The organism is Bacillus sp. 5B6, from assembly GCF_000259405.1.
In the GTDB taxonomy this organism is placed as follows: Bacteria; Bacillota; Bacilli; order Bacillales; family Bacillaceae; genus Bacillus; species Bacillus velezensis.
Window position 1 is genome coordinate 3,129,248 of the sequence record NZ_AJST01000001.1, and the last position, 13,069, is coordinate 3,142,316.

Here is a 13,069-nt window from a genome sequence, read left to right on the forward strand (position 1 = left end):
GGAGAGTAATAATGAAGACGCTTGGAACATTATGTGTGCTGATTCTGACAGCCATCCTTGTCTATCTCGGGTATAACATCTATACAAACGATATTCATTTGAATTTTTTTAATCAGCAGTCCGACGAGCCTGATGAGAAAACACCGTTAAAAGGGAGCGCGTCACCGCTGAATGTCGTTCTGTACAGACAGATGGATTCTCCCAGACTGTACAATGGCTGTGAGGTGACAAGCCTTGCCATGATTTTGAACAATGCCGGATATCATGTGTCAAAAAATACATTGGCGGATAAAATCAATAAAGTTCCGCTCACATACAGCAGCGGGCTGAAGGGAGATCCGAATGAAGGATTTGCCGGAGATATGGAAAACGGCCCGGGTTTAGGCGTTTATCATGAGCCGATTGATAAACTTGCCAAAGAATATGCGGGAAACAAAGTATACGATCTGACGGGAAAAGACATTTCTTCAGTGTACCGCCAGCTTGAAAAAGGGCGGCCGGTCTGGGTGATTACCACCACATCCTTTAAGCCGGTTGATAATATGCAGACTTGGAATACGCCGAACGGAAAAATCGACATTACGTTCAGCATGCATAGCGTAGCCGTTACCGGTTATGATCACGATTATGTATACGTTAATGATCCTTACGGCTATAAAAACAGAAAAACAGACCGATCTGACTTTGAAAAAGCCTGGAAGCAGATGGGCAGCCAGGCCATTGTGATCAAGTCATAAAAAAACCCCGCTGACGTTAATCAGCGGGGTTTTCTATTCGTTTTTTCATTTCTTCGTCCGTATAGATCACCTGCATCGGATTCCCTCCGACAAATGCCCCGGCCGGGACATCTTTATGCACCAGCGTGCCGGCTGATACAACGGCTCCGCTCCCGATGGTGACGCCGGGCAGAATCGTTGTGTTTGCCCCGATCATCACCTCGTCACCGATTGTGACAAAACCGGTCCGGTACTCATGTATTAAATATTCATGAGCCAAAATCGTCGTATTGTAGCCGATGATGCTGTTTTTTCCGACAGTGATTTTTTCGGGAAACATGATATCCGGCATCACCATCAGCGCGAATGACGTCTGTTTTCCGACATTCATTTTCAAAAAGGTTCGGTACAGCCAGTTTTTCACGCTTAAAAACGGCGTATACCTTGCGATCTGAATGATGATGAAATTTTTCATCACCTTCAGGAAGGGAACCGTCTGATAAACATGCCACAATGAATTTGCACCTGAAACCGGATGGCGGTCTGTTTTTCTCACGGATTACTTCACTCCGGTGATGTGCAATAAATCACTCATTTTCTCGAGCATATAATCGGGTTCATAGGCGGAAAGCGTCTGTGCGCCTTTAATTGTCCACGCGACGCCGGCTGTTTTCGTGCCGGCGTTTTTGCCCGCCATGACATCGTGATAATTGTCACCGACCATTATGGCTTCCGACGGATCGCACCCAAGCCGGCCGAGAGCAAGCCGCACAGGTTCGGGATCAGGCTTCGGATGCTTTACATCATCAAGCGTGACGACAGTATCGAAAAACGCCCCGATGCCTGTCAGCTTCAATCCCATATTGACTGTATCCCTCAGCTTCGTGGTGACAATCCCAAGCAGATAGCCCGCTTTTTTCAATTCATCGAGCGTTTCATAAACCGTTTCGTACTCCGTGACGAGCTCATCGTGCTTTTCATGGTTGAATGCTCTGTACATGCTGATCATGTCATCGCACTTTTCGGCATCAATGCCTGAAAACGTTTCGTACAGAGGCGGGCCGATAAACGGAAGCACATCTTCCCTTTTGAACTGCCCCGGGCAATAATGATCAAGCGTATGAAGGTAAGAAGCGATAATCAGTTCATTCGTGTCAATCAGCGTGCCGTCTAGATCAAATAAAATGGCGGTTACACGTTTATCAGTCATCTTATGTCCTTTCCGATTTCAGGCGTCAGTCCGTGTCAGCATACCGCTTATCGGCATACCCCTTCATGCGTCTGAAAATCATTAAAATAATCGCAAGTACAATCAGCACAATGGAAATGACCTGCGCGATCCGAAGCTGGCTCGTAAGCATCAGGCTGTCCGTCCGCATTCCCTCAATAAAGTATCTGCCGATCGAATACCAGATCACATACGTCAAAAACAGATCGCCCCTGCGCAGGTTCACGCGGCGGAGCAGAAGCAGAATCACGACGCCCGCAAAACTCCACAGCGATTCATACAAAAACGTCGGGTGATAATATTGTCCGTCTATGTACATCTGATTAATGATGAAATCCGGAAGATGCAGACTTTCCAAAAATGACCGGCTGACCGCTTCACCGTGAGCCTCCTGGTTGATAAAGTTCCCCCAGCGCCCGATGGCCTGGCCAAGCAGAATACTCGGCGCGGCAATATCCGCCAGCTTCCAGAATGAGATGCCTCTTACTTTTGAAAAGACGATTCCCGTTGCGATCGCGCCAATTAATCCGCCGTGAATCGCAATGCCGCCTTTCCAAATTTTAATGATTTCCCCGGGGTGTTCCGAGTAATAGCTCCACTCGAAAAGCACATAATATGCCCTTGCGCAAATGATTGCGATCGGGATGGCGAAAAGAACAAGATCAATAAAAATGTCCTTTTTCAGCCCCCGCTTTTCACTCTCCCTCATGGCCATCCAAAGCCCTAATAACGCGCCCGCGCCGATAATGATGCCGTACCAGTGCACGGATAATGGCCCGAGCTGCAAGGCAATCGGATTGATTGGTGTTCCTGCTTCATTCATATCATTGCCAACTCCTATTCGTCTTGTTCGCCGTCCTCAATGACATCCGCCAGCTTATTCGTGAATTGCTCGGCAGCATTTAAGCCCATCCGCTTCAATCTGAAGTTCATCGCCGCAACTTCGATAATAACGGCGAGATTCCGCCCCGGGCGGACGGGAATGGTCAGTTTTGTAATTTCCGTATCAATGATTTTCATTTTTTCTTCTTCAAGTCCGAGACGGTCGTATTGTTTCCCTTGCTCCCAAAGCTCAAGGTCCATGACGATTGTAATTCTTTTATTGCTTCTGACGGCGCCCGCTCCGAACAGCGTCATGACATTTATAATGCCGAGCCCCCTGATTTCGAGCAGATGCTCAATCAGATCAGGCGCGTTCCCGACAAGGGTATCCTGATCCTCCTGCCGGATTTCAACGCAGTCATCCGCGACAAGACGATGGCCTCGTTTGACAAGCTCCAGCGCCGTTTCACTTTTACCGACGCCGCTTTTTCCCGTAATGAGCACGCCGACGCCGTATATATCCACAAGCACGCCGTGAATGGCCGTTGTCGGCGCGAGACGGCTCTCAAGAAAATTCGTCAGCCTGCTTGACAGCCTGGTTGTTTTCAGAGGGGATCTGAGCACAGGCACACCGTTTTGCTCGGAAGCTTCTACAAGCTCCGGCGGGATCGGCATATCTCTGGAAAGTATGATAGCCGGCGTCACATCGGTGCACAGCGATTTCATCCGCTGTTTCTTATCTTCCTCGGGAAGCTGATCGAAAAATGACAGCTCCGTTTTTCCTAAAAGCTGCACCCGTTCTCTCGGGTAATATGTAAAATAACCGGCGATTTCAATACCGGGCCGTGATAAATCACTCATCGTAATCGGGCGGTTAATCCCTTCTTCTCCGCTGATCAATTCTAAATGGAACTGCTCCATTACGTCTTTGGTCCGAACCTTTGCCAAGATATGTTCCTCCTGTTCTGGGATGTTCCGAGCTTTGAACAGTTATATTTTATCACTTTACCGTCTGAACCAAAACAGATTTATACAATTCCGGCATAACTGGTATAGATAACTAGTCTGAAAAGGAGTAAAATAAAACTAACAACTAACCAGAAAGGCGTGTTTTAAAGTGGCTGAAAGCTTGTTAATCAGCGGTGCGGACATCGTAACAGAAAAAGAAATCATCCGAAACGGTTTTCTCGGTATAAAGGACGGCATCATTTCTTACGCGGGAAAAACAAGGCCGCAAGAAACGTATGAGAAGGAATGGAAGGCGCCCGAGGGCTCGTATGCGCTTCCCGGAATGGTTGATATCCATATTCACGGCGGATACGGCGCGGATATGATGGATGCTGATGTTGCGGCTCTTGATACACTGTCCGTCCGGCTGCCCGAAGAAGGAACAACCGCTTTTTTAGCGACAACGATCACACAGCAGCACGAAAACATTGAAAAAGCGCTCATCAACGCCAAAAAATGGGCGTCTTCCTCACCGGAGACCCAAAAAGGCGCTGAGTTGATCGGCATTCATTTAGAAGGACCGTTTGTCTCTCCGAAAAAGGCGGGAGCACAGCCGAAACAATGGATTACTCCTGCTGATGCCGGGCTCTTTCAGAAATGGGAGCAACTCTCGGGAGGGCTGATCAAAATCGTGACGCTTGCGCCGGAAGAAGATCCTGATTTCAGCCTGATCCGTTATTTAAAAAACCAAAACATCATCCCGTCAATGGGACACACAGACGCAGGAGCCGAGCTTTTACAAAAAGCGGCGGATGCCGGGGCGGTGCATATGACGCACCTCTTTAACGCCATGAGCTCCTTTCATCACCGTGAGCCGGGGGGCATCGGCACGGCTCTCGCCTGCGGCCGCATCACGGCGGAGCTGATCACTGACGGCATTCATTCTCATCCTCTGGCTGTAAAGCTTGCTTATTTGGCGAAAGGAAGCCAAAACCTGATCATGATTACAGACTCCATGCGGGCAAAAGGGCTTAAGGACGGAGAATACGAATTCGGCGGGCAAAAAGTCACCGTTCGCGGGGACACGGCGCTTCTCTCTGACGGAACGCTGGCCGGTTCCATTTTAAAAATGAATGAAGGCGCGGCGCTCATGCGCAGGTTTACAAACTGCTCATGGCTGGATATAGCAAATATGACATCGGCAAATGCGGCCCGCCGCCTCGGCATTTTCGACCGTAAAGGAAGCATCGCGGAAGGAAAAGACGCCGACGTTGTTCTGACGGACGGACAGTGCGGCGTGCTGGCCACGATTTGCCGCGGAAACACCGCATATATCTCAAGGGAGGCTGATTGGACATGAACGTTATCACATGCAGACATTATGAAAAATTAAGTGAAAAAGCCGCAGCGATTATTGCTGAAACAGTGAAACAAAAGCCGGATGCCGTTCTCGGCCTTGCGACGGGAGGCACTCCTGAAGGCGTATACAAAGAACTTGTGCGGATGCACCGCTCAGAGGGCTTGTCATTCCGGAATGTCACGACGATCAACCTTGATGAATACGCCGGGCTTTCTCCCGAGGACAAAAACAGCTATCATTATTATATGAATACACATTTTTTTGCACATATCGACAGCCGAAAGGACCGCCACTTTCTCCCTGACGGACGGGCAGACGATCTTGATGCCGAATGCGGACGCTATGACCGATTGATTCAAACACTCGGCGGAGCGGATATACAGCTTTTAGGCATCGGACACAACGGCCATATCGGCTTTAATGAACCCGGGACGCCATTTGAATCCCGAACCCATGTTGTTGAGCTGAATGAAGAGACAAGACGGGCGAATGCGCGGTACTTTCCGTCAATTGATCAAGTCCCTGTAAAAGCCCTGACAATGGGGATCGGGACGATTTTGTCCGGCAAACGGATTTTGATCATGGCATCCGGAAAAAGCAAGGCCCAAGCGGTGAAGCAGCTTCTGGACGGGCGCGTCAGCGAAGCATTCCCCGCCTCCGCCCTGCACGCGCATCCGGATGTGACGGTCTTGATTGATGAACAGGCTGCGGGCGGCGATTGAAAGGATTTGACCTATGCAGATTGATAAACAATCTCCGATTCCGATTTACTTTCAGATTATGGAACAATTAAAAACACAAATCAAAAACGGCGAGCTGAAAGCGGATGCGCTGCTTCCGTCGGAGCGGGAATACGCCGAACAATTCGGCATCAGCCGAATGACGGTGCGCCAGGCGCTTTCCAATCTGGTGAATGAAGGATTTTTATACAGGCAGAAAGGCCGGGGAACGTTCGTCAGCAAACTGAAGATGGAACAGCCGCTTCAAGGGCTGACAAGCTTTACGGAAGATATGAGAAGCCGGGGCATGAAGCCGGGGAGCAGACTTGCCGAATACCAGCTGATTCAGGCGACGGAAGAATTATCTTCTATCCTGGGATGCGGCTATCCGGCAATGCTTCATAAAATCATCCGCGTCCGGCTGGCGAATGATATCCCGATGGCGATTGAAGCCTCGTACATTCCGTTTGACAAAGCGGGAAAACTGGACGCCTCTCATTTTCAATCATCCATGTATGAGCATATTGAAGCGTACAATCAGATGCCGATCTCACGGGCTAAACAAGAGCTTGAACCGGGAGCCGCTTCCGAGGAAGAAGCTGAGCTGCTCGGTATCCAGCCCGGCGCCCCCGTCCTCTATATCAAGCGGACCACTTATCTGCAGGACGGCACTGCCTTTGAGCACGTCAAATCCGCCTACAGAGGCGACCGCTACACATTCGTGCATTATATGGACAGGGTGAAATGAAACATCTCCAACCGTTACGGGTTGGAGATGTTTTTTTGATCTGCCATTTTCAAATCAAGCCGGTGAATGTTCTCTATGACTCTGGCAAAACGAAGAGGCTGTGGTTCTGGTATCTATTTTTTATAAAGAAAAGAGTACTAAAATGCTACCCTCTGTTTTGGACAATATACGGAACCTGCTTTGAAATCAGCAGCAGCGGTTCTTTGTTTTTATGAGCCAGCGAAAACATGATTGCGCCTTCAATCATCGAGTTGATTGTCACCCCGAGCTTCTCCGCTTCCTCTTGTTCAAACCCATGCTCAAGAAATTTTGCCGCAAACACATCCGTCCACTTCTTGAACACCTCAACACATGTGCATCTTAACGTTTCATTGATCAGAGCGGTCTCACCCGCCAGCAATCCAACCGGCACGCCCTCAATATTCTGCGGATCATTAAACTGTTCAGCCGTTACATGAATAAAGTGCTGAATCGCTTCTATAGGGTCCGCGAATTGAGACATACTATTCTGTATTTGCTTTTCAACGCATCTTCCCGTATATTTGATCGCCGCAATGGCGAGTTCTGCTTTTCCATTTGGAAAGTGATGATACACAGACCCTCTGGGTGCTCCGCTCTCTTTTATAATTTGATTCAAACCAGTCGCATGATATCCCTGAATCTGAAAAAGATATGCAGAGGTTTGAATAATTCTTTCTTTTGTCCCGGTTTTACTGTTCATTATGTTTCCTCCTGCATATTACGAAAACCAATCGATTTTAGTATAGAAAAGGGACATAAAAAAGTCAAAAGCACTTATCACAGCAGGGCGCCGCCATTTACGCACAGAAAAAAAATCCTGCTGACCGTCAGATTTTCTTCTGACCGATCGGCAGGCTGTATGTTTTCGTTATGGGTTTGAGGCATGCCTGAAATCAAACTGATCCGGAGCCGGGTGATACGGCGTATTTCCCGTTTTGAACATCCACAGCGGTGATATTGTTTTGCCGTTGTACGGGTCCTTCACGACGGTGTACCAGTAATAAACGGAATCAGGCTGCAGGCCGTCCCAGACCCAATTTGCGGTTTTTCCGCTTTTTACGTGTTTTTTATGACCGAGCAGTTCGTTCGTATAGACGTTGCATTCAAAATAATCGGTCGCCACCCTTTTCCTCTTCGGCTGTAAATCCATTTCTGCTGAGAATTCGTCTTTATCAGCGAACAGATCGGTGTCATAGTAATTGATGTCATCCGTGTACGGCGAGTAGGAGAACATGTGAACCTGATTGGCGGCCTGATCGAATTGCATCATGCGCATAAAGCCCTGCCCCCCTTCCGGACCGTCCTGGTAGTCGGTCAGAATTTGGTGAACGAGGCGGTCCGGTTTTCCGTCCCCGTCATCGTCAAGCGCATCGGTTTTTTTCATGGCGTTATGGTAATGGCCGCTTAATACCATCGCCACATTGCGATTCGGCTTGACGACTTTTCGATAGATCGTTTCCCCGATCGGGCTTCGATTTCCGCTGACAAGCAAGTACTCATGAAAGCATAAGATGGCGGTTCGATCCGGATACCTCTTCAGCACTTGATTGATCCAGTCAATCTCTTGTTCCGCAATGCCCCAGCCCATATAGATCATAATAAAATCGTTCCCGCTTGCCGACAGCAGGTCATAATGTCCGCGGTTATTTTTGTATGATCCGCCGTAATGCATGTTCTGTTCAAACCGGCGGCTCCCGAAGAAATCCCCGAAGGTTCGGTATGTGCCGTCTTTATGGCCGACGTCATGATTGCCTGCAAGCACTCCGTACGGAATCCCCGCCTTGTCAAGCGTCCGCATGGAGTGATCGGCGTTTTTCCACTGTTTCATCACCATTGAATCATCGACGATATCACCGGTATGAAAGACATATTTAATATTGTGCTTTTCCTTATTTTCTTTGATCCACTCTGTCATTTTGTCAAAAATGTGCGGGTGCCCTTGTGCGTAATATTGTGTATCCGACATCCAAACAAACGTGTAATTGCCTTTCGCTGGTATTTGATCCTGCACGATGACATTCATTTTTGAGTTCTTCACCACATCCGCTGCGGAAACGGCGGCTTTTAATGTAAACGGCTTTTTATCTTTGGCAAGAACGCTGTCCGCCTCCTGCCAGCGGCTTGTCCGGTAATTCCAAATATACATGGTTACCTTTCGGCCGGGCAGAGAGCTTCCTTTCCAGACCGCCTCGGCCAGATCCGTTTCGTCGATAGACGGGTCAACGGAGACTTCGAATCGGTGATAAGGAAAACGCTCCACACTTTCCGTCGATACGGTTTTTCCGTCATTTGCCGAGATGCGGTTCATTTCCGGCAGGGTAAACGGCATTTCATTTTCTTTTATGCCCCTCGGCGGTTCCGTTAATGAGGCGTGTTTATACACTTTCACGCTGCCCGGATTCCGCGCGGTATAACGGAAGCCGCGATAAAATGATACATTCATGTCATCCTTCGTCGGGTCTTTTACCCGGACGGACAGCTTTGCTTTGTGGGCGCCGATTTTTTGATCGGCAAGCTCCGGCTGGTTCGGCTCCTCCCGTTTGATATGGAAGGTGCGGACGGACGTTGTTTCATTTCCGGCAAGGTCTGCCGCAATGATGGTAAGGGTATGTTTTCCGGGCTTGAGATCGGCTGATGACGTGTGATGCGGGAGCGTAATGCTTTCTCCGTCCAAAAACGCTTTGACCTCTTCCACTTTGCTCCATTTGTCACGGATGTCCGCATTCAGCTCAACATTACCTTTCAGCGCCGCGCCTTCTTTGATACCCGGGACAATCTTCGGCCCCGTATTGTCCACCCGCACAGATTGGCTCAGCTGCTCCTCACCGTCGCTAACAAAAATATGGTGATAGCCTTCAGAAAGCTTCGCCGTGTTCCACGGCAGCAGCCGTGACGTAAACAAATGATCCGGCAGGCTGAATGAGAAGGTCTTCTGCTGATTCGCCCGCCTGCCGTCACCGATAAACAGCTGCTCAGCCGGATCCGTCTTACGGTCTTTGATCACCGTTCCGTCCGAAAGCACCAGACGGGCATGTTTCACCACAAAATCATCCCGATTCTCTCCCGTGTCATACGGAGAAACCTTTGAGCCCGAACGGATGGATACTTTCTGCGTTTTGCCCCCTTTTTGCAGCAGACGTTCCGGAAGGAGAACCGAGTGCGTTCTGTAGCGGTGAGACGGATCGTCAAAAATGTGCAGCACCTCATTTTCCATTATGACGGTGTTTTGAAAATAAAGATTCGTTTTCCGGGCATCGAAGGCGAAATAGACCTCTTTTTCCAGCGCCGGCCGAGTCTCCTGCCGCTTGCCGTCAATCCACAGCTTGATCTTATCGGCGCTGACGTCGGAAGTCGCTTTGAGCAGATAGGTGCCGGATATCGTATCTTCGGGTTCAACATTCATTCTGAGTCCGTGTGATTTGCTCGTCTGTTCAATGTCAATCATCTTGACGGGCGTTTTTGCTTCATTTTCTCCATCACTGGCTGCGATATAATACTCAAGCTGATCCTGACCGAGCAGTTCCGGGGAATAAAGAATATGATGGTATAAGCTGTCGTTGCGGTCTTTTTCGGCCAGAATTCGTTTGAATGGTTTTTTCTCATTGGTCCGGTAATAAAACGCGGCTGTTTTGACAAGGTTTTTGTCTTTTATGTCAGCCTTTAATTCAATGCTTTCAGCGGGCCGGACGGGCTTTCTGTCTGTAAGGTCTTCGATGACCGGTTTTTCCTTGTCGGGTTTTATCACCCTTTTCTGCTGCGGGATCTGCGCCTGAAAAACAGAGCCCGGTGACGGCTTATGCTCGCTCGTGGAGATCCTCAGCAATTCTCCCGTTCCGTTCAGCGGATATTTGTACAGCAAAGAAGTCAGCCGGCGGAAAGCGTGTTTCCGGTAATGCGCTGAGGCGATACCCTTTCCGGTATTTGCCGACAGCACCACCGTACGCGGGCGGCCGTTGGACATTCCGTCCGTCCCTTCGATGACGGCGAGATGTTCTCCCTCCTTCAGGCGTGTCCCGTAATAGCGATTGAAATCATCTATCGTCAGTTCTGATGCGGCGCGTCTCAGCCAAAACACGTAAGTCCCGCCTGACGGAATGACGGTATCTTCTTTCGGCCTCCATATCATATCTGATTCCGGCCCTTCCTTCGGATAGCGGTAGCGGATGTGATAGTCTTTAAAATGAATGGGTCTGTCCGTCGTGTTATACACCTCGATAAATTCATAGGCATCAGCGCCGTCTTCATTTTTCGTATCAACCGCAAGCTCCGTAATCATCAGCTCGGGAATATGATTCAAATCGGCTTGATAGCCGTCCAGCTTCAGCCGCTTTTTCTCCGATTCCGCCCGCTGTCTGCCGTTGGTGAAAACGAGGTAATATTCCAATTCTCCATTCCAGATATCCCGCTTTGAAACCTGGGCCGTAAACAGCCGGATTGCGCCTGGCGCGGGCTCCATCGGCACCATTTTAAACCCCAGCTCATTGCTTTGTTTATAAAAAAGAAACGCCGAAAATGCTTGATAGTCAGCATTCCGTACATGAGCCTGTATGAACAGGTTTCTTTTCATTTCCGCCTTTACTTCGATTTGGGGAGGATTCTCCAGAAGCGGTATGTAATGAGGCGGCTGTCCGAATTCCTGCTGATTCACGGGGATTGCCGATTCTTTGCGCGCCGCATCCGCAGAAGGACTCACACAAAGCAAACCAATCAGAAAAAAGAGCGTCATCACAAGTTTCATCTCATTACCTCCCTATGCATTATGTTGCGTCAGGAGGCTGCCGCTTATGTAAATCACACATAAAAAAGCTGCCCTCTCGGGACAGCTCGTTTTTTACCTTTTTCTAAGCGGCTCCAATATGCCTTTTTGGATCAGCAAGTGGAAAACAGACAGCACGACGGATGCCCAAATGGCGGTGCCGAACCCATCAATCTGAAAGCTGTCTCCCATCAAGGCTGCGGTCATCATTAACGTAATGGCGTTGATGACAAACAGAAAGAGGCCGAGGGTCACAACCGTGACAGGCAATGTCAATATGACGATGATCGGCTTGATCAGTACATTTAACACAGAAAGAATCACACTGGCGATGACAGCCGCTCCGATACTGCTGATATGGACGGAATCAAAATATCCCGCGATAACGATTAATAATAAAGCATTTACTAAAATGCTGACTGCCCATTTGATCATTTATTTCAAATCTCCTTCTAAAGGTACAACAAAACACCAGATAATATATACAATCGGCACGATTCCGCTCGTGACAAGCGCTAATACAACGGTGATAATGCGTAAAAGCGACGCATCCATATTGACGTACTCCGCCAAACCGCCGACGACGCCGGCGATTTTACGGTTTTTTTCTGAACGGTAAAGTCTTTTCATCCAATCACCTCTGAGTATGCTTGAGCTTAATGGCTCCTGTTAACGATTCTGAGAAAATCGAGAGATGCTGATCATGGCCTTGATTTGATGCCAGCATCAGTTCTTTTTGAATGGTATCATTCTTTTCCTTTAAAATTTCCGCATCAATCAGCTCATGGCTGAGAGAGCCGAGATTGCTTTTCAGCTCCGCTTTCACCGCCGAATCATCAGGCAGAGCGATATCCACGTTTCCGGTCGTCGTTTTCGTGTAGATGGAGCGGCAGTGCGGCGCTGTCACGGTAAGCATGATATTGCCGTTAAAGCTTTGAACGTCAATGGATTCACTCGATCCGCGCAAATCAATCAAGCCGTTGATCGTTTCCGCTTCAATCGCGCCGCATTGATGTCCGGCCAGCTTGATTTGTCCGTTAGCCGTTTCCGCCGACGCTTTATCAGCCGTCAAATGAGAGAATGACAGAACGCCGTTTGTCGTTTTCGCCGAGAATTCTTTTACATGTAAATGTTCCCCTCTGATCGGTCCGTTAAACAGCTTCACTCTTATCTTATCGTACTCTTTCTGGGGAACATAAAGCGTGACATTGGTTTTCATCGTTTTCTTTTCCGTGCGGACAAAAAACTTATTGCCCTTCACTTCACACTCAATGTGCTGAAGAAATGCGGTGCGCGCCGCCTCCTGACTGTCCGCCCGGTACACTTTCGCCTGGCACTCCGCTCTGATATCTTCATCCGCCCACGGCACGATATTGACGCTGCCGTTTGCAATCTGCATATCAATGGCCGAGAATTCGCTGTCTTTAAATTGAAAAATATGCTGCACTTCGTGTGCGTGGCCGAAATTCAGATCAAGATCCGCTTCCTTCACTTTTTTGACGGCAGAATCAATCCAGTCGAACAGCTTCGCCCCGAGCGACGGCTTTTGGCTTCCTTTTGCCCCGCTCTCGAAATCTTCCGCAGGTTCCTGGACCTCCGCAGATAATGCGGTGATCTGCTCTTCTTTTTCTTTATATTCATGATCCAGTTTTTCAATGAGCGTCAGTGCTTCCTGCGCCGTCAGCATGCCGTCTTCCACAAGCTTTAAAATCCGTTCTTTCTCCTGTTTCATACAAAACGCCTCCCCCGAC

13 protein-coding genes are annotated in these 13,069 nt (G+C 48.9%); 4 read left to right on the top strand and 9 right to left on the bottom strand.

Annotation, left to right across the window (positions count from 1 at the left end; translation table 11 throughout):
• Positions 1 to 11 precede the first annotated feature (11 nt).
• Entirely contained in the window at positions 12 to 737 is a 726-nt protein-coding gene (locus MY7_RS14935) for a C39 family peptidase (RefSeq protein ID WP_007614029.1), read from the top strand.
• 16 nt (positions 738 to 753) lie between these two features.
• Here the strand turns inward: MY7_RS14935 and MY7_RS14940 are convergent, their stop codons facing one another.
• The 4 genes from MY7_RS14940 to hprK are packed head-to-tail and all read right to left on the bottom strand — an operon-like array spanning position 754 to position 3,714.
• Positions 754 to 1,272: an acyltransferase gene (locus MY7_RS14940; RefSeq protein WP_022553852.1), complete on the bottom strand. Its 519-nt coding sequence runs from the start codon at positions 1,270 to 1,272 to the stop codon at positions 754 to 756.
• A 3-nt stretch (positions 1,273 to 1,275) separates the two neighbouring features.
• Positions 1,276 to 1,926: a pyrophosphatase PpaX gene (gene ppaX, locus MY7_RS14945; protein ID WP_007614031.1), complete on the bottom strand. Its 651-nt coding sequence runs from the start codon at positions 1,924 to 1,926 to the stop codon at positions 1,276 to 1,278.
• 25 nt (positions 1,927 to 1,951) lie between these two features.
• Complete coding sequence (lgt, locus tag MY7_RS14950; protein WP_007614032.1) at positions 1,952 to 2,767, bottom strand: prolipoprotein diacylglyceryl transferase; 816 nt, start codon at positions 2,765 to 2,767, stop codon at positions 1,952 to 1,954.
• 14 nt (positions 2,768 to 2,781) lie between these two features.
• Entirely contained in the window at positions 2,782 to 3,714 is a 933-nt protein-coding gene (gene hprK / locus MY7_RS14955; RefSeq protein ID WP_003151456.1) for an HPr(Ser) kinase/phosphatase, read from the bottom strand.
• Positions 3,715 to 3,883: 169 nt separating this feature from the next.
• Between hprK and nagA the strand changes: the two genes are divergently transcribed.
• From nagA to MY7_RS14970, 3 genes are read left to right on the top strand one after another with little or no spacing between them, the layout of a single operon-like run.
• On the top strand, positions 3,884 to 5,074 hold the full coding sequence (gene nagA, locus MY7_RS14960; protein WP_007614036.1) for an N-acetylglucosamine-6-phosphate deacetylase: 1,191 nt from the start codon (positions 3,884 to 3,886) through the stop codon (positions 5,072 to 5,074).
• Positions 5,071 to 5,796, top strand: a complete 726-nt coding sequence (nagB, locus tag MY7_RS14965) for a glucosamine-6-phosphate deaminase (RefSeq protein ID WP_007614038.1) — start codon at positions 5,071 to 5,073, stop codon at positions 5,794 to 5,796. The genes nagA and nagB overlap by 4 nt, the downstream gene beginning before the upstream one ends.
• A gap of 13 nt (positions 5,797 to 5,809) precedes the next feature.
• Positions 5,810 to 6,541: a GntR family transcriptional regulator gene (locus MY7_RS14970; protein ID WP_007614039.1), complete on the top strand. Its 732-nt coding sequence runs from the start codon at positions 5,810 to 5,812 to the stop codon at positions 6,539 to 6,541.
• Between the two features lie 145 nt (positions 6,542 to 6,686).
• Here the strand turns inward: MY7_RS14970 and MY7_RS14975 are convergent, their stop codons facing one another.
• The 5 genes from MY7_RS14975 to MY7_RS14995 form a co-directional block, all read right to left on the bottom strand.
• Complete coding sequence (locus MY7_RS14975) at positions 6,687 to 7,262, bottom strand: TetR/AcrR family transcriptional regulator (RefSeq protein ID WP_007614041.1); 576 nt, start codon at positions 7,260 to 7,262, stop codon at positions 6,687 to 6,689.
• 168 nt (positions 7,263 to 7,430) lie between these two features.
• On the bottom strand, positions 7,431 to 11,300 hold the full coding sequence (locus MY7_RS14980) for a metallophosphoesterase (RefSeq protein WP_007614043.1): 3,870 nt from the start codon (positions 11,298 to 11,300) through the stop codon (positions 7,431 to 7,433).
• 93 nt (positions 11,301 to 11,393) lie between these two features.
• Positions 11,394 to 11,753 carry a phage holin family protein gene (locus tag MY7_RS14985; RefSeq protein WP_007407446.1) on the bottom strand — a complete coding sequence of 120 codons (360 nt, stop codon included), beginning with the start codon at positions 11,751 to 11,753 and terminating at the stop codon, positions 11,394 to 11,396.
• Entirely contained in the window at positions 11,754 to 11,948 is a 195-nt protein-coding gene (locus MY7_RS14990) for a PspC domain-containing protein (RefSeq protein WP_007407447.1), read from the bottom strand.
• A gap of 4 nt (positions 11,949 to 11,952) precedes the next feature.
• Complete coding sequence (locus MY7_RS14995; RefSeq protein WP_007614045.1) at positions 11,953 to 13,050, bottom strand: DUF4097 family beta strand repeat-containing protein; 1,098 nt, start codon at positions 13,048 to 13,050, stop codon at positions 11,953 to 11,955.
• Positions 13,051 to 13,069: the final 19 nt, after the last annotated feature.